Genomic DNA, 17,980 nt, shown 5'->3' on the forward strand with positions numbered 1-17,980 from the left:
GCAGGACTTTGGGCGACATTACGCCGTCCACGTTTCTCAGGCTGGGCGGAACGAGTCGCGTTCCGCGGGTGCCGTATGCTTGATCATCAGGTGGCGGGTCACGGAATACTCCTGGACCGCCTCCTGGCTCATGTCCTTGCCGAAGCCGCTGCCCTTGACCCCGCCGTGCGGGGCCTCACTGGCGATCGGCAGGTGATCGTTGACCCACGTCACCCCCACGTCGAGGCGGTGGGAGACGCGCATCGCGCGGGCGACGTCGGCCGACCACACCGACGAGGCCAAACCGTAACGGGTGTCGTTGGCCAGCCTGACCGCCTCGTCCTCGCCGTCGAACGGCAGCACCACCAGCACGGGCCCGAACAGCTCGCCCTGAACGATCTCGCTGTCCTGCGCGACGTCGGTCACCAGGGTGGGCGGGTAGAAGAATCCCGGCCCGTCGACCGGCGACCCGCCGTGCAGGATCCGCCCGCCCGAGCGGGAGACGAAGCCGTGCACCCGGTCCCGGTGCGCCGAGGAGATCAGCGGCCCGATGTCCGTGGCCGGGTCCCAGGGGTCGCCGACCCGGATCTCGGCGAGGGTCGCCCGGAGCGCCTCGACCGTCTCGCCGTAGACCTCGCGGGCGACGTAGACGCGGGTGGCCGCGGTGCAGTCCTGGCCGGTGTTGTACGTGGCGCCCAGGGCCACCCCGCGCGCCGCCTCGGCCAGGTCGGCGTCCTCGAAGACCAGCGCGGGCGCCTTGCCGCCGAGCTCCAGGTGGACCCGCTTGAGCGTGCCGGCCGCGCCCGTCATGACGGCCCGGCCGGTCTCGGTGGAGCCCGTCACGCTCACCATGTCCACGCCCGGATCGGTGACCAGCGCCTCGCCCACCTCGGCGCCGCCGGTGACCACCTGGACCAGCCCGTCGGGCGCGCCCGCCTTGGCGAACAGCTCCGCCAGGCGCAGCGTGCTGCGGGGCGTCTGCGGGGCCGGCTTGATGACCACCGCGTTGCCGGCCGCGACCGCCGGGCCGATCTTCCAGACGGCCATCACGAAGGGGAAGTTCCACGGCGCGATCGATCCGATCACCCCGACGGGGCGGCGCATCATGACCGAGGTGTAGCCGGCGCTGAACACCCCGGCCCCGGTCCCGTCCAGCGAGCGCGCGGCGCCGGCGAAGAAGCGCAGGTTGTCGATGGCGAAGGGCAGCTCGCCGTCCCTGAACACGGCCGCGGGCTTGCCCGTCTCCTCCACCTCCAGCCTGGTCAGCTCGTCGGCGTCGGCCTCGGCCAGGTCCGCCACCCGCAGCAGCAGCCGGGCCCGCTCGGCCGGCGTGGTCGCGCCCCACTCGCCGAAGGCGTCCCTGGCCCGCCGCACGGCCGCGTTGACGGCCGCCACGGGGGTGTCCGGCAGCTCCGCGCAGGCGAGCCCGGTCGCGGGGTTGATCAATTCACGCATGGATATCTTTCCCTGGTGGTACCTGGATTCCGTACCTACTGCTGACCGAGGCGCTCGATCAGGTCAGCGGCCTTGCGCAGACCGTCGCGCCCGCGGATCTCTTCGCCGGCGGCGGCAAGTCTCGCACGGAGCTCACCGTCACCCAGAAGGCGGTCGAGCGCGCCCTTCAGCTCCTCATCGGTGAAAGCGTAGGTGGAAAGCCTGACACCATAGCCCAACTCGTCCACCCGCTGCGCGTTGTCGTACTGGTCCCAGAAGAGCGGGAGCAAGATCATCGGCTTGCCGAAGTGCAGCGCCTCGGTGGTGGTGTTGTTGCCGCCGTGCGTGATGACCAGGTCACACAGGGGTATGATCTTCGTCTGGGGCAGGAACTCGGCGCCCCACATGTTGTCGGCGAGTTTGATCTCCTCGTGCAGCGGGCCCTTGGAGACGATGATCTGGTGCGGGGTGGTGCCCAGCACGTCGATCACCCGCTGCATCAGCTCCACGTCCGAGGAGCCGAGCGAGCCGAGCGAGAAGTAGATCAGCGATCCCTCGTTGCGCTCGAAGGGCAGCTCGAAGTCCTCGTCGGTCTCCCTGACGGAGGAGTCGAGGCGGTGCCAGTTCTCGCCGAGCGGCCGGGCGCCGGCGTAGTCGAGGATCTCCGGGAACACGTAGAGGTTCAGGTCGCCCTCGTGGATGAAGTCCAGCTCGGGCAGCGGCTCGGTGCCCTGCTCGACGCACCAGACGTTGAAGGCGCTCCAGATCTCGCGGTGGGTGCGGTCGTACTCCGCGCGGAAGGCGTCCCACTCGGAGCGGTCGTCGGCGGGCAGCCCGGAGAAGACCGGCGCGACGCCCTCGCCGCGCACCTCCAGCGGGTTGCAGGAGACGATCCGGACGAACTTCTTGCCGGCGGTGAGCAGCGCCGGGAAGGTGATCACGTTGTCCTCGACGATGACGTCCGGCCGGACCCGCTCGATGATCTCCTTGAGCTGCGGCTCGCAGTACTTCGCGCCGTCGATCAGCGAGTCCCAGATGGGCTTGGTGACGGTCTCCAGCTGCTCAAGGGTGCTCTTGCGGTACTCGGGCGCGGTCTCGCGGATGAAGTCCTTCCAGAACTGACCGGCGTCCTGCTCCTCCTCGGCGGGCGGGGCCAGGTCGACCAGGTCCTCCTCGAAGCCGAGCGCCTCCAGCTTGCCCTTCCATGACGCCTCGGCGGCGAATACGACGCGGTGCCCGCGATTGCGCAGGATGTCGCCGATGCCGATGGAGTTGTTGGTGGGCCCGTAGGCGCTTTCCGGCATGAACAGGATGGTGAGAGACATGGGCACTCCGGTAGGGCTAGACATTTGAATGGAAATTCAAATACTCAAGTAGCGAGAAGGTCAACTTCAGGGCACTATGGTCACGACTTATTGAACTGCAGGCGAAGAAAATGGCGAGGTGGTGAAGATGGCCCAGCGCAAGAGCCGTACTGACCGGCGCATCGACCTGATCGAGGCGGCGCGGCGGGCCATCATCAAGCACGGCGTCGACGGCGTCCAGCTCTCCCATGTGGCCGAGGAGGCCGGGCTGACCTCCGGCGCCGTCCTCTACCACTACCCCGACCTGGGCGAGCTGCTCGTCGAGGCGCAGCACGCCGGGATGGAGCGCTTCTACGAGCAGCGGCTGCGGCAGATCGCCGCCCTCACCGACCCGGTCACCAAGCTGGTGCTGACCATCAAGTCGGGGCTGCCCACCGGCCCGCTCGACCCGGACGTGCGGCTGCTCAACGAGCTGGGCGGAGCCGCCGGGCGGCACCGCGTCTACGGGGTGCTGCTCACCTCGCTCTACGACCGGCAGGTGTCGATGTACCAGTCGATCCTGGACACGGGGTCGGCGCTCGGGGTCTTCAGGCTCACCGCCGACGCGCTGTCGATCTCGCGCAACCTGGTGGCGCTGGAGGACGCGTACGGCTACCGGATCACGGCCCGGCATCCGCTCATCGGCCCTCAGGAGGCGGCGGACCTGATCCTGTCCTACGCGCGCACGGTGACGGGCAACGACCTGCTTCATTGATCCACCGGGATGATCACGGCGTCGTCGGTCCGCCAGCCGAGGGTGACCTCGGCGCCGGACTTGACCTCGCTCGCGCCCTGCACCGCCACCAGCACCGGCTTGGGCCGGCCGGGCACCGACACCGAGATGTGCGAGACGCCGCCGTAGAAGCTGACGTCGAGCACCGAGCCCTTGAGGCCGCCCGTGAGTCCGCCCGCGTCCGTCGCCGCGCCCAGCCGGACCTTCTCCGGCCGGATGCCGAGCAGCGCCTTGGCGCCCGTCTCCAGCGGCCGCAGCGGCCGTCCACGCAGCGCGCCGAAGTCCGCGGTCTCCAGCGCGTCCTCGTCGCCCAGGGCGCCCTCGAACAGGTTGTTGGCCCCGACGAAGTCGGCCACGAACCGGGTGTGCGGGCGCTCGTACAGCGCGACCGGCTCGTCCACCTGGCGCACCACGCCGTTGTCGAAGACCGCGATGCGGTCGGCGAGCGACATGGCCTCCTCCTGGTCGTGGGTGACGACCACGAAGGTGATACCGACCTCGTTCTGCAGCCGCTTGAGCTCCAGCTGCATGTCCGCGCGGACCTTCTTGTCCAGGGCCGACAGCGGCTCGTCCAGCAGCAGCAGGCGCGGGCGCTTGACGATGGAGCGGGCCAGCGCGACGCGCTGACGCTGGCCGCCGGACAGGTGCTGCGGCTTGCGGCCGGCGTGCGCCGACAGGCCCACGGTCTCCAGCACCTCGCCGACGCGCTGCTTGATCTCCTGACGCGGCAGCTTCTCGCGCTCCAGGCCGTAGGCGACGTTCTTGGCCACCGTCATGTGCGGGAACAGCGCGTACGACTGGAACATCAGGCTGATCGGCCGGCGGTTCGGCTGCTTGCCCAGCAGGTCCTCCCCGTCCAGCGTCACCGTGCCGCTGTCGGGGGTCTCGAAGCCGGCGATGATGCGCAGCAGGGTCGTCTTGCCGCAGCCCGACGGGCCGAGCAGGGCGAAGAACTCGCCCTGCCCGATCTCCAGTGAGACGCCGTCGAGCGCGGTGACCTCGCCGAACCTGCGGGTGATCCCGTCAATCTTGAGCACGTGACTCCCCGATCTTGGTCATGCGCTGCCCCACGATCACCGCCGTGAAGCTCACCAGGAGCAGGACCGCGGCCAGCGCGTTGATCTTCGGGGTCACCCCGAAACGAATCATGGAATAGATGACGATCGGCAGCGTCTGCTCGCTGTTGCCGATCGTGAAGAAGGCGATCACGAACTCGTCCAGCGACAGCGTGAACGCCAGCAGCGCCCCCGCCACGATGCCCGGCGCGAGCTGCGGCAGCGTGACCTTCCTGAACGTGGTCACCGGGCCGGCGCCCAGGTCGCGCGAGGCCTCCTCCAGCGAGCCGTCGCTGCCCGAGAGCCGGGTGCGCACCACCGCCGCCACGAAGGCCATGGCGAACACGCCGTGCGCCAGGATCACCGAGTAGAGCCCCAGCGTGAGCTGGATCATGCCGTAGAAGAGCAGCAGCCCGATGGCGAGCACCAGGTCGGGCAGCACGGCCGGCATCAGCGCGACCGCGTCCAGCGTCTTGGACCTGGTGTGCCGGGCCAGGCCCACGGCGAGCAGCGTGCCGAGCACGGTGGCGATCACCGTGGAGCCCGTGGCCACGATGATCGTGTTGATCAGGCCGTCGATGATGCGCTCGTCCTGGGCGAGGTCGGCGTACCACTTGAGGCTGAAGCCCTCGTAGGTGTAAGCCGACTCGCCGGAGTTGAACGACATCACGACCAGCACGACGATCGGCGCGTACAGGAACACGTACGTCGCCCAGAACGGGACGTGCAGGAGCTTCGATCTACGCACGGCGGGCCACCCAGGCCTGCGCGAGCAGCAGCACGAGCAGCACCGCGATGAGGGCCAGCGCCAGCGTGGAGCCGAACGGCCAGTCGCGGGCGGACAGGAACTCCGTGCGGATCAGGTTGCCCACCATGGCCGTCTTGCCGCCGCCCAGGATCTCGGGGATGACGAAGTTGCCGAAGCTCGGCACGAACACGAACAGGCAGCCGGTCAGCACGCCCGGCACCGTCAGCGGCAGCGTCACCTTGCGGAAGGTGGTGAACGCCGACGCGCCCAGGTTGGCCGAGGCCTCGCGCAGCTGTGGGTCGAGCTTCTCGATCGCGGCGTACAGCGGCAGCACCATCAGCGGCAGGTAGGAGTAGAGCAGGCCGGTGACGACGGCGCCCTCGTTGTAGAGCAGCTCGACGGGCTCCAGCCCCAGCGCCTGCAGGCCGGAGTTGACCAGCCCTGGGCCGCTCAGCAGCATGATCCAGGCGTAGGCGCGGATGATGAAGTTGGTCCAGAACGGCAGCACGATCGCGACCAGCGCGATCGTCTTCCACTTACGCGGAAGCTGCGCGATCAGGTAGGCCGTCGGGTAGCCGAGCAGCAACGCGATCAGCGTGGCAAGCCCCGCGATCTTCAGTGAGGTGCCGAGCACGCTCAGGTAGAGAGGGTCGAACAGGCGGGCGAAGTTCTCGCCCGTGAACTCGTAGACGACGCCGCCGAAACGCCCACGCTGGAAGACCGTGTAGCTGAGCACCAGCGCCAGCGGCACCAGGAGCAGCACGATCAGGTAGGTGAGCCCGGGGGCCAGGAAGACGAATGCGCCCAGCCGGCGCCCCCGCGAAGGGGACACCGGCCGGGCTCCGATCGAAACTTTCACCGCAACTAGTCGGCCTGGACTTCGGACGACAGGCGCGTGTACTTGGTCGACGCCTGGCCGAGGTCGAAGATGGCCTCACCGTTGAGCAGCTCGGCCGGCTTGATGCCGAGCAGCGATCCCGGGGCGATCTTGACCTTGTCCATGGCGGCCTTGTTCGGCACCTTGTAGTTGATGTTCTCCGCCGCCCAGCGGTGCACCTCGGGGTCGAGGATGTAGTTGACGAAGGCGTGCGCGGCCTCCTTGTTCTTGGAGGACTTCATGATCACCATGGTGTCCACCCAGAGGTCGCTGCCCTCCTTCGGCACCGTGAACTTGATGTTCTGCTTCGCGTCGGTGGTCGGGCACCAGCCGTCCCACGCCTCGACCATGAGCGCCTCGCCCTTGATCAGCCGGTCGCCGAACGTCGTGTCGTCGAAGGCGAGCAGATGCGGCTTGGCGGCGATCAGCATCTCCTTGGCCTTGGCGATCTCCTCGTCCTTGGCGGTGTTGACCGAGTAACCGAGGGCCTTGAGGGCGGGCAGGGCCAGCCAGCGCTCGGTGGTCATCAGCGTGACCTTCTTCTCGGCCCAGGCCGGCGGCTTCAGTAGATCGTTCCAGCTCGTCGGCTCGGCCTTCACCAGGTCGCTGCGGTAGCAGATGCCGGTCGTGCCCCAGGTGTAGGGCACGGAGTACTTGTTGCCCTTGTCGTAGGAGAGCTGGGTGGCCTCGGGGTACAGGTTGGCCAGGTTGGGGATCAGCTCGGCGTGGATCGGCTCCAGCAGGCCCTGCTCGGCGAGCGCCTGGGCGTACTGGCCGGACACGAACGCCACGTCGATGCCGCTGTCACCACCGGTGGTGAGCTTGGTCATCGCGGTCTCGTTGGTGTCGTGGATGGTGATGTCGAGCTTGCTGACCTTGAGCTCTTTCTTCACCATGTCCTGGAGCTCTTTGGGCGTGTATCCATCCCAGACCGTCACCATGAGTGACTGCTTCGTCAGGTCGGCGTTCGGGTTCAGCTGAGCGGCTGACGCCTGCGGTGCTGTCTCTGCGCTGTTGGTCGACCCACCGCCGCACGCCGCGACGGCGAGCGCGAGGCCGGCCGCCGCTACAGCAGCCGGAAGACGACGGGTGACCCGGGTACGGAACACAGCCGCTACTCCTTATGAATTTCGATGTACGGGGGGTCGCGCGACCAACCGGGCACGGCAGACCAGAGCAGGAGTGTTGCAGCAGAAATCAACATGAGCAAGACTTTGCCGGACATTGCTACCTGGAAGTTTGGTCCAAGTGTTGAATTCGGATTCAATATGGAACCGGTTGATCTCTCTCGGTGAGAATCCGCCCTCCCACCGAGATCGCGGTCTCACGACCGCTCTGCTCGCCGTGCTGGAAAGGCCCGTGCCGCCGGGGTTCGCCGTCCGCCGGTTCCTTCCGCTGCCCACCATCTCGCACAGCCCAGGCCCCACGCACACTGGGGTCCAGACCGAGCGCGACTTCGGGCCGCACGTAGACCAGACAAACTACTCTGTGGTGGTGAATGACCGGGTCGTCGTGAAATGGCTCACACCTCCCGTCCCGCTGCCGCGCACGCCCGAGGTGCTCGCTCACCTCGTTGACGCGGGCTTCAAAGACACCGCGCCGCCTTACGCCGCGCTCACCCGGGTGGACGGGCCGCACGAAATCCTCCTCGCGCTGGTGACGGGTTATCTGCCGGAGGCCACGGACGGCTGGGAGTGGTGCGCCGACGACGCCCAGGCGGGCCGCACCGCCTTCGCCCCCGCTCTCGGCCGCCTCGCCGCCGACCTGCACCTCGCCCTGTCGACCTTCCCCACCGAACCCGCGTCCCCCGCCGAACCCGGGCCCCGCGCCGAACCCGGGACCGGCGGGCCCTTCCCCGGCGCGTCCTTCCCCAGCGCGTCCTTCCCCGGTGAGGACGGCGTCAGGGCCGAGTCCGCCCTGCGCGAAGCCCTGGAGCTCACTGGCGGCGACGACGGCGCCTGGCTGGCCGGCCACGCCGGACGGCTGCGGGAGGAGCTGGCGCCGCTGGCCCGGCCCGTCGCCTCGCCCAGGATCCGCATCCACGGCGACCTGCACGTGGGCCAGATCCTGCGCTGGCGCGACGGCTACGCGGTGATCGACTTCGACGGCAACCCCACCGTCACCGGCGCCGACCCGCTCCAGCCCGCCGCCCGCGACGTCGCCCAGCTGACCACGAGCCTCCAGCATGTGGCCCAGGTGGCGATCAAGCGCCGCGGCACCCCGCCGGAGAGCGCCGCCCACTGGGCCGCCGAGGCCAGGGCGCTCATGCTCGCCGCCTACACCGGCCGCCTGGCCGAGCGTGGCGCGGCCGGCCTGCTCGACGAGTCCCTGATCCGCCCGTTCGAGATCGAGCAGGAGTGCCGTGAGCTGATCTACGCGGCCCGTCACCTGCCCCGATGGCGCTACGCACCGATGGGTGTGCTGCGCGACTGGTATCCCGAGGAGAGTCGTTGAACCCCGAGCTCTATCTGTCCGACCTGGAGGCCAAACCCGCCGCCCTGGCCACCCTGGCCGAGGCGCTGGAGGCGGCCGATCCCTTCGCGGCGCTGCCCGCCGGGGTCGAGCGGGTGCTGTTCCTGGGGATGGGCAGCTCCCGCTACGCCGCCGGGGTCGCCGCCCTGCGCCTGCGGGCGGCGGGCGTCGACGCCTACGCCGAGTACGCCTCCGCCGCCGCCTCCTTCCCGCCGGACTCCCGTACGCTGGTCGTGCCGATCTCCGCGACCGGGAGCAGCCGCGAGACACTGGACGCGGTGGCCCGCTACGCGGGCGGCGACTCCCCCGTGGGGGCGCTCACCAACACCCCCGACTCCGCGCTCGCGCGGGCGGCCGACCTGGTGATCCCCATGCACGCGGGCGTGGAGCGGGGCGGCGTGTCGTGCCGCACCTTCCAGCACACCCTCGCCCTGCTGCTCGCCCTGGAGTCCCGGCTCACCGGGTCCGGCCGGGACGTGGCGGCCCTGGTGCGGCGGGGCGCCGAGGCCACGGCCGACCTGCTGGAGCGCCGCGACGAGTGGCTGCCGATGGTGCTGGAGCTGCTCGACGGCCCGCACGGGGTGTACGCGATCGGCCCGGTGGAGCGCCTGTCGTCGGCCGAGCAGTCGGCGCTGATGCTCAGGGAGGGCCCGCGCCGGTCGGCGGACGCCTGCGAGACCGGCGACTGGGCGCACGTGGACGTCTACCTGACCAAGACCCTCGACTACCGCGCGCTGCTGTTCCCCGGCTCACGCTACGACGAGCAGGCCATGGACTGGGTACGGCAGCGCGGGTCCACGGTGATCACCGTGGGCGGCGAGGTCAAGGACGCCACCGCGGCCGTCAGGTACGCCCATGACGACGACCCGGACGTGGCGCTGCTGACCGAGACGCTGGTCGCCGAGCTGGTGGCCGCCTACTGGTGGTCGGCCCAGTGATCAGTACGCCGTGCGGGCGGCCATCGCGTGCTCCACGAGGGTGATCAGCGTGGACTTGACCGCCTCACGGCTGCGGGCGTCGGTGCGTACCAGGGGGATGTGCGGCGACAGGGTGAGCGCCTCGCGGATCTCGCTCTCCATGTGCGGGAAGCCCCCGTCCCAGCCGTTGATCCCCACCACGAAGGGCAGCTTGGCCTCTTCGAAGTAGTCGATCGCCGGGAAGCAGTCGGCCAGCCGGCGCGTGTCGACCAGCACCACCGCGCCGATCGCGCCTTTCACCAGGTCGTCCCACATGAACCAGAACCGGTGCTGCCCCGGCGTCCCGAACAGGTAAAGGATCAGGTCACGGTCCAGCGACACCCGGCCGAAGTCCATCGCCACCGTGGTGGTCCTCTTGTTCGGCGTGAGCGAGACGTCGTCGACCCCCGCCGACGCGTCCGTCATCACCGCCTCCGTCGTCAGCGGCATGATCTCCGACACCGCACCGACGAACGTCGTCTTGCCCACGCCGAAGCCACCGGCCACCACGATCTTCGTCGAGGTGAGGCCGGGACTAGAGCCTGCGTAGTCCACTGAGCACCCTTTCGAGCAGGCTCGTGTCAGGCTTGCCCGCGTCCAGCTGTGGCTGATAGACCCTGACCAGCCCCTCCGCCTCCATGTCGGCGACCAGCACCCTGGCCACCCCGAGCGGGATGGCCAGCAGCGCGGAGATCTCCGCCACGGATCTGATCTGCCGGCACAGCTCGCTGATCTGCCGGAACTCCCGGGCGTACACCGGTCCGAGCTGCACCGACGTCGCCGAGGAGACCAGCGCCTCCATGGCGAGCGCGGTCCGCGGCGCGGTCCGGCCACCCGTTACGGCGTACATCCTCACCAACGAGCTGCGCTCGGGCTCCGGCTCACCGCCATGCCACGATGCCAACGTCTACTCCCATCACCAGGGGCGCGCGCTTGAGAGTTCCGCGCGCACGTCAGGCGTGAGCACCTGCCCCGCGCGTTCCACCAGGATCGTCATTTGGTAGGCCACCAGGCCCATGTCACAGTCAGGTGCCGCCAGCACCGCCAGGCACGACCCGTCGCTGATCGACATCACCAGCATCAGGCCGTACTCCATCTCGACGAGGGTCTGGACGACCTCGCCGCCTTCGAAGACCCGCGCCGATCCCGCGGTGAGGCTGACCAGCCCGGCCGCGATGGCGGCGAGCTGGTCGGCGCGGTCCTGGGGGAACCCTCGGGAGAAGGCCATCGGCAGCCCGTCGGCGGAGACCACCACCGCGTGCGCCACTCCGGGCACCTCTTCGACGAAACCGCTGACGAGCCAGTTCACATCCTTGGCCGCCTGGCTCAGATTGCTCATCAGTCCTCCTCAAGCTCGGCCCGGCCCTTGCGGACACCCTGCTGGTAACTGGAGAGCCTGCTGCGCAGCCGATCGGGGGACACCGGGGGCGCGGGCATGGGCGCCGGCGAGGGCGCCGCGGAGCCGGGCACCAGATTCGCCTTCGGCGTCCGTTTCGGCAGTCCCGAGCTCGTCGTGCCGCCGAGGGCCGGCTCGCGGACCGCTCCGGCCGCCTGCCAGCCGCTGTCCGCCGGCGACGACCACTCGACCGGGGCGCGGGGCGGCGTCATCGAGCCGGTGTCATCCTGCGGCGCTCGCGCGGCCCGCGTCGGGAGGGGCGCCGGCGTGACCTCGCCCTGCGAGGGCCAGGACGTCTCCTCCTTCGAGGGCCAGGACGGGGCGCCCGACGACGACCAGGCGGGGTCCGGGTCGGGCTCGCGCCGGTCCGGCGTGAACGACGGCTTGGTGAACCAGCTCGACTCGACGGAGGCGAAGATCGGCAGGAAGTCGCCCTGCGCGGGTTCCTGGGAGGGGAACGGCTCGGACGGCAGCTCCACGGAGTTCGTGTACTGCGAGCTGAACCACGAGGAAGGCTCGGGCGCGGGTGTCATGTCCAGAGACGGATGGCCGGGGCCCGGCATGGAAGGCGTAGGCATCATGGGAGGCATCGAAGGCATGGATGGCATGGTCTGCATCGGCACCTGCGCGTACGGCATCATCTCCGGGGCGGACACCGCCGTACGGACGACGGACGCGTCGGCCGCGGAGCCGGGCATCGCGGTGAGCAGCGTCTCCGGCAGCAGCACCATGGCCGTCAGCCCGCCGACGTCCTGACGCCGCAGTTGCACCCTGATGTTGTGCCGCAGGGCCAGACGGCCGACCACGAACAGGCCCATCCGGCGCGACACCGACACGTCGACCACCGGCGGGTTCGCCAGCCGCCAGTTGGCCTCGCTCAGCTCTTCCGCGTTCATCGAGATGCCGTTGTCGGTGACCGAGACCATCAGCCCGCCGCCGTCGATGCGGCTGCTGGAGATGATGACCTTGGTGTCGCGGGCGGAGAACGAGACGGCGTTCTCGATCAGCTCGGCCAGCAGGTGGACCACGTCGTTGACGCCCTGACCCGCGATGGCCGTCTCCGACTGGACCTGGATGCTGACCCGGTCGTAGCTCTCCACCTCGCCGAGCGCGGCCCGGACCACGTCCATGAGCTCGACCGGCTGGCTCCACTTGCGCGCGGCCTCCTGGCCCGCCAGGACCAGCAGGTTCTCGCTGTTGCGGCGCATGCGGGTGGCCAGGTGGTCCAGCTTGAACAGGTCGCCGAGCCGGTCGTCGTCGCGCTCGCCGCGCTCCAGCCGCTCGATCAGGGAGAGCTGCCGCTCCACCAGCGTCTGGCTGCGCCGCGACAGGTTGACGAACATCGAGTTGACGTTGGCGCGGAGCCTGGCCTCGTCGCCGGCCAGGCGCACGGCCTCGCGGTGCACCTCGTCGAAGGCCCGCGCGACCTCACCGACCTCGTCCCTGGAGAAGACGTTGATGGGCGGCACCTCGGCGTCCACCACGCCGTCACGGGACTCGCGCAGGTGCTGCACGAAGTCCGGCAGCCGCTTGCCGGCGATGTCCAGCGCCTCGGCGCGCAGCCGGCGCAGCGGGCGTACGAGAGACCTGGCCACCCCGGTCGTGATCAGCAGGACGGCCACGAGCAGCGCGATCACCGCGCCGGCGATCACGTACGCGCGCTGCCGCTCGTCGGCGCTGAGCGCCTCGCTGCGGGTCACGATGCCGGCGGCCTGCCGCTGCTCGACCAGGCGCATGGAGTCGACGACCACGTTGGACGCCTCGAACCACTGCCCGGCGTCGTCGCGGTTGCCCTGGTCGAGCCCGCGTACGGTCTGCCCGGCCGTCGCCCTGATGAGCACCAGCTCGCGCAGGAACAGCATGTTGTCGGCGGAGCGGCCGTTGACGTTCTCGTCGAAGATCCGGCGTTCCTCGGCGGTGGCCTCGTCGGCGAAGGTCCTGCGCTCGTTCTCCTCCCGGGACAACTCGCCGAGGAAGCGCTTGAGCTGGTCCTGGCTGAACGCGCCCTCGGTCAGGACGGTGGTCAGCAGGGCCTGCTGGTGCGAGACGCTCTCCTTGGCGCGGGCGAGCGCGTCGAGCATGCGCGACTGGCGGAACAGCTCGTCGTCCTGGCTGCCCTTGATGAGCTCGTTGTGCACCGAGAGCAGGTCGTTGATCACCGTGGTGTACAGCTCGACCGAGGCGGCGGGCAACAGGTCGGCCTCAAGCGCCTGCTCGCGCAGCCCGGTGAGGTCGTCCAGCCGGTTGAGCATGTTCTGGATCTGGTCGGCGGTCCGGCCGGTGACGGTGAGCAGGAGCGCGTCGGCGCTGGTCCGCACCTCGCCGATGACGTCGTCCACCTGCTCCATCTGCTCGCGCACCGGCGGCAGGGCGCTGGCGGGGCGGTTCCTGGCGATGAACCAGGAGGTCCGCGCGCGCTCTCCGGACACGACGTGCGTGAGCTCGCCGATCTGCGCGGAGAGCTGGGCGAGCTGATTGGTGCGCGCGAAATCGGCCGCCGCGCCGGTGGAGGCGAACACCTGAAAGCCACCGAGCAGCACGGCCGCGGCCGTCGGGACGAGAATGAGCGCGACAAGTCGCGCCCGAACACGCCAGTTACGCAACCGCCAGTTGCCTTCCTCTGGCGGCCGCTGTCCTAACTCAGTACTCACCGAACGCAACCTCTCGCCCGAATCGGCGCAATATGAAGATCCCCGTGACGCATGTGAAAATCCAGCAAGCCTGGGTAATTGGAACACATACCTACCAGCTCGGCCAAGCGAACATAACGCGACATAAGTCGAGCAGTGTGACGCATGAGCAAGAACCTGGAGCCCCATCTATAAAGCTTCGACGGCGCGAAATAATCTATTAAGTGAGGAAATGTCCCCTAATGGGTGTTTGGACCGGTCCATGACCGTAACACCCCAGGAGCGCAGAGGTCTCCAGAAGGTCACAGCATTGAGATTCGCGTTATTCACCACATATGTTTGCCCCCTCAACTGAGGAGGCAAGTGGTGCGGGAATCTCCCGACAGTGGGGCCATCGGCGTCGAAGGGCTGTGGAAGATCTTTGGTCCCAAGGCCGAAAGGGTGCTGGACTGCGACGACAGGTTTCTGGACCCCGCGGCACTAAGAGAGAAGACCGGCTGCACCGCCGCTGTGAGGGACGTCAGTTTCGACGTACGACCCGGCGAGGTCTTCGTCGTGATGGGCCTGTCGGGAAGCGGCAAATCCACCCTCGTACGCTGTCTCACCCGGCTCATCGAGCCGACGGCCGGCCGGATCACGATCGGCGGCGAGGACGTCGGCGCCGCTTCTCCCGCGCGCCTGCGCGAGCTGCGCCGCCACCACGTCAGCATGGTCTTCCAGCACTTCGGCCTGCTGCCGCACCGCCGGGTGATCGACAACGTCGCCTACGGGCTGGAGATCCAGGGCACCGGCAAGGCCGCCAGGCACGCGCGGGCGGCGGACATCCTGTCGCTGGTCGGCCTCGACGGCCACGCCGACGCCTACCCCGACCAGCTGTCCGGCGGCATGCAGCAGCGCGTCGGGCTGGCCCGCGCGCTCGCGGTCGAGCCGCAGGTGATGCTGTTCGACGAGCCGTTCAGCGCGCTCGACCCGCTGATCCGCCGGGACATGCAGGCCGAGGTGGTCCGCCTGCACCGCGAGGTCGGCAAGACCATGGTGTTCATCACCCACGACCTGTCGGAGGCGCTCAAGCTGGGCGAGCGCATCGCGATCATGCGGGGCGGCGCGATCGTGCAGATCGGCACGCCGGAGGAGCTCGTGGGCGCGCCCGCGGACGACTACGTGGCGGACTTCGTGCGAGACGTCCCCAGAAGTCACGTGCTCACCCTGCGCTGGATCGCCCGGCCGCCCGAGGAGGGGGAGCCGCTGGACGGCCCCGAACTCCCGGCGGCCACGGTGATCAAGGACGCCATCGGCGCCGCCTCGTCCTCCTCCCGCCCGATCCGGGTGGTCGACGGTGACGAGCTGGTCGGCGTGGTGGACCGGGTGGACCTGCTCGGTTTCCTCGCGGGACAGGGACAGAACTCTTCGGGAGTGGCGACGGCATGAGCAGTACGGCCGTCAGCACACCCTCCAGGCTGCGGGTCCCCGGATGGGTCGCGCCCACGGGGATCGCGCTGCTGTTCGTGGTGGCGTACCTGATCTTCCAGGGCACCGGCACGCTGCCGCACAACAGCGAGGCGCCGCAGTTCGCGGCGGTCACCGAGCTGCGCGAGTGGATCGACGACCACCGTAACGAGAACCCGGTCTTCCTGTACTTCCTGAACTACATCCGGATCTTCGTCGAGATGGTCTTCGGCTTCTTCCAGACCACCCTGTACGCGCTCGGCTGGCCCGGCCTGATCGGGGTCATGGGCGCGCTGGCGTGGCTGGCGGGGGGCTGGCGGGTCGCGCTCGGGGCCGTCGCCGGGTTCTGCGCCTTCGGCGTCTTCGGGCTCTGGCAGGCCAGCGTCGACACCCTCGCCCTGGTCGCCTCGGCGGTGCTGCTGTCCCTGGCCATCGGCATCCCGCTGGGCGTCTGGGCGGGACTGTCGCCGCGGGTGCGCAGGCTGATCACGCCCGTCCTGGACGTCATGCAGATCATGCCGCACTTCGCCTATCTGGCGCCGCTGGCGTTGTTCTTCCACATCGGCGCCCCGGCGGGCGTCATCGCGACGATGATCTACTCGATCCCGCCGGCGATCCGGATCACCGCGCTGGCCATCGAGCGGGTCTCCCCCACCGCGGTCGAGGCCTCGGCCTCCCTCGGCGCCACCGGGACGCAGACCATGCTCAAGGTGCGCCTGCCGCTGGCCAGGTCCACGATGGCGCTGGCGGTCAACCAGACGATCATGATGGCGTTGTCCATGGTGGTCATCGCGAACCTGATCTCCGCGCCCGGCCTCGGCTCCGACATCATCCGCGGCCTGTCGCGCGCGCAGGTGGGCATCATGCTCCCGGCCGGCCTCGCGATCGTGATCATGGCGGTGGTGCTGGACCGGATGATGGTCTCGGTGGCCAAGCGCGACCCGCGTAACAAGATCGGCAGGACCAGCCTGGTCGTCGCGGCGGTCCTGGCGGGCGCGGGCCTGGTCGCGGCCCAGCTGCTGCCGCGCGAGTGGCCCGAGAACCTGACGATCAACCTCGTCTCCGAGATCAACGACGTCGTCCTCTGGGCGGAGACGAGCTGGTTCGGCGTCACCTCCTCCATCAAGGACACCTTCTCCAACCTGGTGCTGAACCCGCTGGAGAGCCTGTTCACCTCGGCGCCGTGGTGGCTGGTCGCCGCCGCGGTGCTGATCGTGGCGTGGCGGATCAGCGGGGTACGGCCCGCGCTGACGGCCCTGGCCTGCCTGCTGGCGATCGCGCTGCTCGGCACCTGGGAGCACTCGATGCGGACGCTGACCACGGTCGCCGTCGCGGTCGTCATCACCCTCGTCATCGGCCTGCTGCTGGGCGTGGCCGCCGCCAGGTCGGACACCTACTCCGCCATCCAGCGGCCGCTGCTCGACGCGGCCCAGACGATGCCGTCGTTCGTCTACCTGCTGCCGGCGCTGGCCCTGTTCGGCACCACCCGGTTCACCGCGATCTTCGCCTCGATCATCTTCGCCGTGCCGCCGGTCGTGCGGCTCGTCGAGGACGGCATCAGGACCGTGCCCGCCACCGTGGTCGAGGCGGCCGCCTCCGCCGGATCCACCTCGGGACAGCTCCTGTGGAAGGTGCAGCTCCCGATGGCCAGGCGCGCCATCCTGCTCGCCGCCAACCAGGGCATCGTCATGACGCTCGCCATGGTGGTCGTCGGCGCGCTGGTCGGAGCCGGAGCCCTCGGCTACGACGTGGTCCTCGGCTTCTCCCAGCGGACGGACTTCGGGATGGGATTCGTCGCCGGTGTCGCGATGGTCCTGCTCGGAGTCATGCTCGACCGCATCACGCAAGGTGCCGACAGGCGCCCATCCCCCACAAAAGGAAAGCAAAAATGAAGATTCGCCTGCTCGCAGGCCTACTAGCCCTGGGGCTCGCCGCAGGATGCGGCGGGGCCACGGTGCAGACCTCCCCCAGCTCCGCGGCTCCGGAGGGCACCGCCAGCGCCTCCGGCTCGGCTCCCGGGACCGTGAAGATCGCGATCAACCCCTGGGTGGGGTACGAGGCCAGCGCCAACGTCGTGGCGTACCTGCTGAAGAACGAGCTGGGCTACCAGGTGGAGCTGCCGGAGATCAAGGAGCAGCTGGCCTGGGAGGGCTTCGGGACGGGTGACGTCGACGTCATCATCGAGAACTGGGGGCACCCGGACCTCAAGAAGCAGTTCATCGAGGAGAAGAAGACGGCCGTCGAGGCGGGCTCGACCGGCAACAAGGGCGTCATCGGCTGGTACATCCCCAAGTGGATGGCGGACAAGTACCCCGACATCACCGACTACAAGAACCTGAACAAGTACGCCAAGCTCTTCAAGACGTCCGAGTCGGGCGACAAGGGCCAGCTGCTGTTCGGTGACCCGTCGTACGTCAGCAACGAGGCCGCGCTGATCAAGAACCTCAAGCTGGACTTCAAGATCGTCACAGGCGGCAGCGAGGCCGCGCTGATCAAGGGCGCCCAGCAGGCGCAGGCGCAGCAGAAGCCGCTGCTGTTCTACTTCTGGGACCCGCACTGGCTGTTCAGCAAGACCGAGCTGGTCAGGGTCAACCTGCCCCCGTACACCGAGGGCTGCGACGCCGACCCGAAGAAGGTCGCCTGCGACTACGCCGAGATGGACCTCGACAAGATCGTGAGCAAGAAGTTCGCCGACACCGGCGGCAAGGCCTACGAGCTGGTCAAGAACTTCAGCTGGACCAACGAGGACCAGAACGCCGTCGCCGACGACATGACCAACAACGGCATGTCCGGCGAGGAGGCGGCCAAGAAGTGGGTCGAGGCCAACAAGGCCAAGTGGCAGGCCTGGATCCCCGCGTAACACTCCCTGATCCCCCTTGACCCGTGACCTCGCCGCAGGGCGGGGTCACGG

At 69.1% G+C, this 17,980-nt stretch carries 15 protein-coding genes and 1 pseudogene; 6 read left to right on the forward strand and 10 right to left on the reverse strand.

All coding sequences use genetic code 11. The features are described from left to right. Positions 1–36 precede the first annotated feature (36 nt). Together ACTMTF_RS12370 and ACTMTF_RS12375 are read right to left on the reverse strand one after the other, a co-directional pair. Positions 37–1,452, reverse strand: a pseudogene (locus ACTMTF_RS12370) (aminobutyraldehyde dehydrogenase); the annotation flags it as partial. 17 nt (positions 1,453–1,469) lie between these two features. After that, positions 1,470–2,738 carry a glycosyltransferase gene (locus ACTMTF_RS12375; protein WP_441110724.1) on the reverse strand — a complete coding sequence of 423 codons (1,269 nt, stop codon included), beginning with the start codon at positions 2,736–2,738 and terminating at the stop codon, positions 1,470–1,472. Positions 2,739–2,865: 127 nt separating this feature from the next. Here ACTMTF_RS12375 and ACTMTF_RS12380 point away from each other — a divergent pair, with 127 nt between their 5' ends. Beyond that, positions 2,866–3,471 carry a TetR/AcrR family transcriptional regulator gene (locus tag ACTMTF_RS12380; RefSeq protein ID WP_397010010.1) on the forward strand — a complete coding sequence of 202 codons (606 nt, stop codon included), beginning with the start codon at positions 2,866–2,868 and terminating at the stop codon, positions 3,469–3,471. On the opposite strand, the gene ACTMTF_RS12385 is transcribed toward ACTMTF_RS12380, so the two are convergent. From ACTMTF_RS12385 to ACTMTF_RS12400, 4 genes are read right to left on the reverse strand one after another with little or no spacing between them, the layout of a single operon-like run. After that, complete coding sequence (locus ACTMTF_RS12385) at positions 3,465–4,526, reverse strand: ABC transporter ATP-binding protein (protein WP_441110725.1); 1,062 nt, start codon at positions 4,524–4,526, stop codon at positions 3,465–3,467. The genes ACTMTF_RS12380 and ACTMTF_RS12385 overlap by 7 nt on opposite strands. Continuing rightward, the gene (locus ACTMTF_RS12390; RefSeq protein WP_397010012.1) at positions 4,513–5,292 is read right to left on the reverse strand and encodes an ABC transporter permease; all 780 of its coding nucleotides are present in this window, start codon (positions 5,290–5,292) and stop codon (positions 4,513–4,515) included. Before ACTMTF_RS12390 ends, ACTMTF_RS12385 begins: the two co-directional genes overlap by 14 nt. Further along, positions 5,285–6,124 (reverse strand): ABC transporter permease, encoded by an 840-nt coding sequence (locus ACTMTF_RS12395; RefSeq protein ID WP_441110726.1) that lies wholly within the window; start codon positions 6,122–6,124, stop codon positions 5,285–5,287. The genes ACTMTF_RS12390 and ACTMTF_RS12395 overlap by 8 nt, the downstream gene beginning before the upstream one ends. Before the next feature lie 32 nt (positions 6,125–6,156). Continuing rightward, positions 6,157–7,278, reverse strand: coding sequence for a polyamine ABC transporter substrate-binding protein (locus ACTMTF_RS12400; protein WP_441110727.1), 1,122 nt, complete (start codon positions 7,276–7,278; stop codon positions 6,157–6,159). A gap of 382 nt (positions 7,279–7,660) precedes the next feature. Here ACTMTF_RS12400 and ACTMTF_RS12405 point away from each other — a divergent pair, with 382 nt between their 5' ends. Both ACTMTF_RS12405 and ACTMTF_RS12410 read left to right on the forward strand, forming a co-directional pair. Beyond that, complete coding sequence (locus tag ACTMTF_RS12405) at positions 7,661–8,623, forward strand: phosphotransferase (protein WP_441110728.1); 963 nt, start codon at positions 7,661–7,663, stop codon at positions 8,621–8,623. Continuing rightward, positions 8,620–9,579: an SIS domain-containing protein gene (locus ACTMTF_RS12410; protein WP_441110729.1), complete on the forward strand. Its 960-nt coding sequence runs from the start codon at positions 8,620–8,622 to the stop codon at positions 9,577–9,579. Before ACTMTF_RS12405 ends, ACTMTF_RS12410 begins: the two co-directional genes overlap by 4 nt. On the opposite strand, the gene ACTMTF_RS12415 is transcribed toward ACTMTF_RS12410, so the two are convergent. From ACTMTF_RS12415 to ACTMTF_RS12430, 4 genes are all read right to left on the reverse strand, one after another. Then, complete coding sequence (locus ACTMTF_RS12415) at positions 9,580–10,152, reverse strand: GTP-binding protein (protein WP_397010021.1); 573 nt, start codon at positions 10,150–10,152, stop codon at positions 9,580–9,582. Next, on the reverse strand, positions 10,133–10,447 hold the full coding sequence (locus ACTMTF_RS12420) for a DUF742 domain-containing protein (RefSeq protein ID WP_397010726.1): 315 nt from the start codon (positions 10,445–10,447) through the stop codon (positions 10,133–10,135). Before ACTMTF_RS12420 ends, ACTMTF_RS12415 begins: the two co-directional genes overlap by 20 nt. Before the next feature lie 66 nt (positions 10,448–10,513). Continuing rightward, a complete protein-coding gene (locus tag ACTMTF_RS12425) occupies positions 10,514–10,936 on the reverse strand; it encodes a roadblock/LC7 domain-containing protein (protein WP_441110730.1) in 423 nt (140 codons plus the stop codon). Continuing rightward, positions 10,936–13,644, reverse strand: coding sequence for a nitrate- and nitrite sensing domain-containing protein (locus tag ACTMTF_RS12430; protein ID WP_441110731.1), 2,709 nt, complete (start codon positions 13,642–13,644; stop codon positions 10,936–10,938). Before ACTMTF_RS12430 ends, ACTMTF_RS12425 begins: the two co-directional genes overlap by 1 nt. Before the next feature lie 330 nt (positions 13,645–13,974). Here ACTMTF_RS12430 and ACTMTF_RS12435 point away from each other — a divergent pair, with 330 nt between their 5' ends. From ACTMTF_RS12435 to ACTMTF_RS12445, 3 genes are read left to right on the forward strand one after another with little or no spacing between them, the layout of a single operon-like run. Continuing rightward, positions 13,975–15,051, forward strand: a complete 1,077-nt coding sequence (locus tag ACTMTF_RS12435) for a quaternary amine ABC transporter ATP-binding protein (RefSeq protein WP_441111028.1) — start codon at positions 13,975–13,977, stop codon at positions 15,049–15,051. Continuing rightward, positions 15,048–16,961 (forward strand): ABC transporter permease, encoded by a 1,914-nt coding sequence (locus ACTMTF_RS12440; RefSeq protein ID WP_441110732.1) that lies wholly within the window; start codon positions 15,048–15,050, stop codon positions 16,959–16,961. The genes ACTMTF_RS12435 and ACTMTF_RS12440 overlap by 4 nt, the downstream gene beginning before the upstream one ends. Next, positions 16,958–17,929, forward strand: coding sequence for an ABC transporter substrate-binding protein (locus tag ACTMTF_RS12445; RefSeq protein ID WP_441110733.1), 972 nt, complete (start codon positions 16,958–16,960; stop codon positions 17,927–17,929). Before ACTMTF_RS12440 ends, ACTMTF_RS12445 begins: the two co-directional genes overlap by 4 nt. The last annotated feature ends 51 nt before the right edge of the window (positions 17,930–17,980 follow it).

It is taken from the genome of Nonomuraea sp. ZG12, from assembly GCF_052068115.1.
Classification (GTDB): domain Bacteria; phylum Actinomycetota; class Actinomycetes; order Streptosporangiales; family Streptosporangiaceae; genus Nonomuraea.

What these genes read in the sequence shown, in the direction of transcription:
- ACTMTF_RS12375 (WP_441110724.1), bottom strand. Translation starts at nt 2,738, where the DNA reads ATGTCTCTCACCATCCTGTTCATGCCGGAAAGCGCCTACGGGCCCACC.
- ACTMTF_RS12380 (WP_397010010.1), top strand. Translation starts at nt 2,866, where the DNA reads ATGGCCCAGCGCAAGAGCCGTACTGACCGGCGCATCGACCTGATCGAG.
- ACTMTF_RS12420 (WP_397010726.1), bottom strand. Translation starts at nt 10,447, where the DNA reads ATGTACGCCGTAACGGGTGGCCGGACCGCGCCGCGGACCGCGCTCGCC.
- ACTMTF_RS12425 (WP_441110730.1), bottom strand. Translation starts at nt 10,936, where the DNA reads ATGAGCAATCTGAGCCAGGCGGCCAAGGATGTGAACTGGCTCGTCAGC.
- ACTMTF_RS12440 (WP_441110732.1), top strand. Translation starts at nt 15,048, where the DNA reads ATGAGCAGTACGGCCGTCAGCACACCCTCCAGGCTGCGGGTCCCCGGA.
- ACTMTF_RS12445 (WP_441110733.1), top strand. Translation starts at nt 16,958, where the DNA reads ATGAAGATTCGCCTGCTCGCAGGCCTACTAGCCCTGGGGCTCGCCGCA.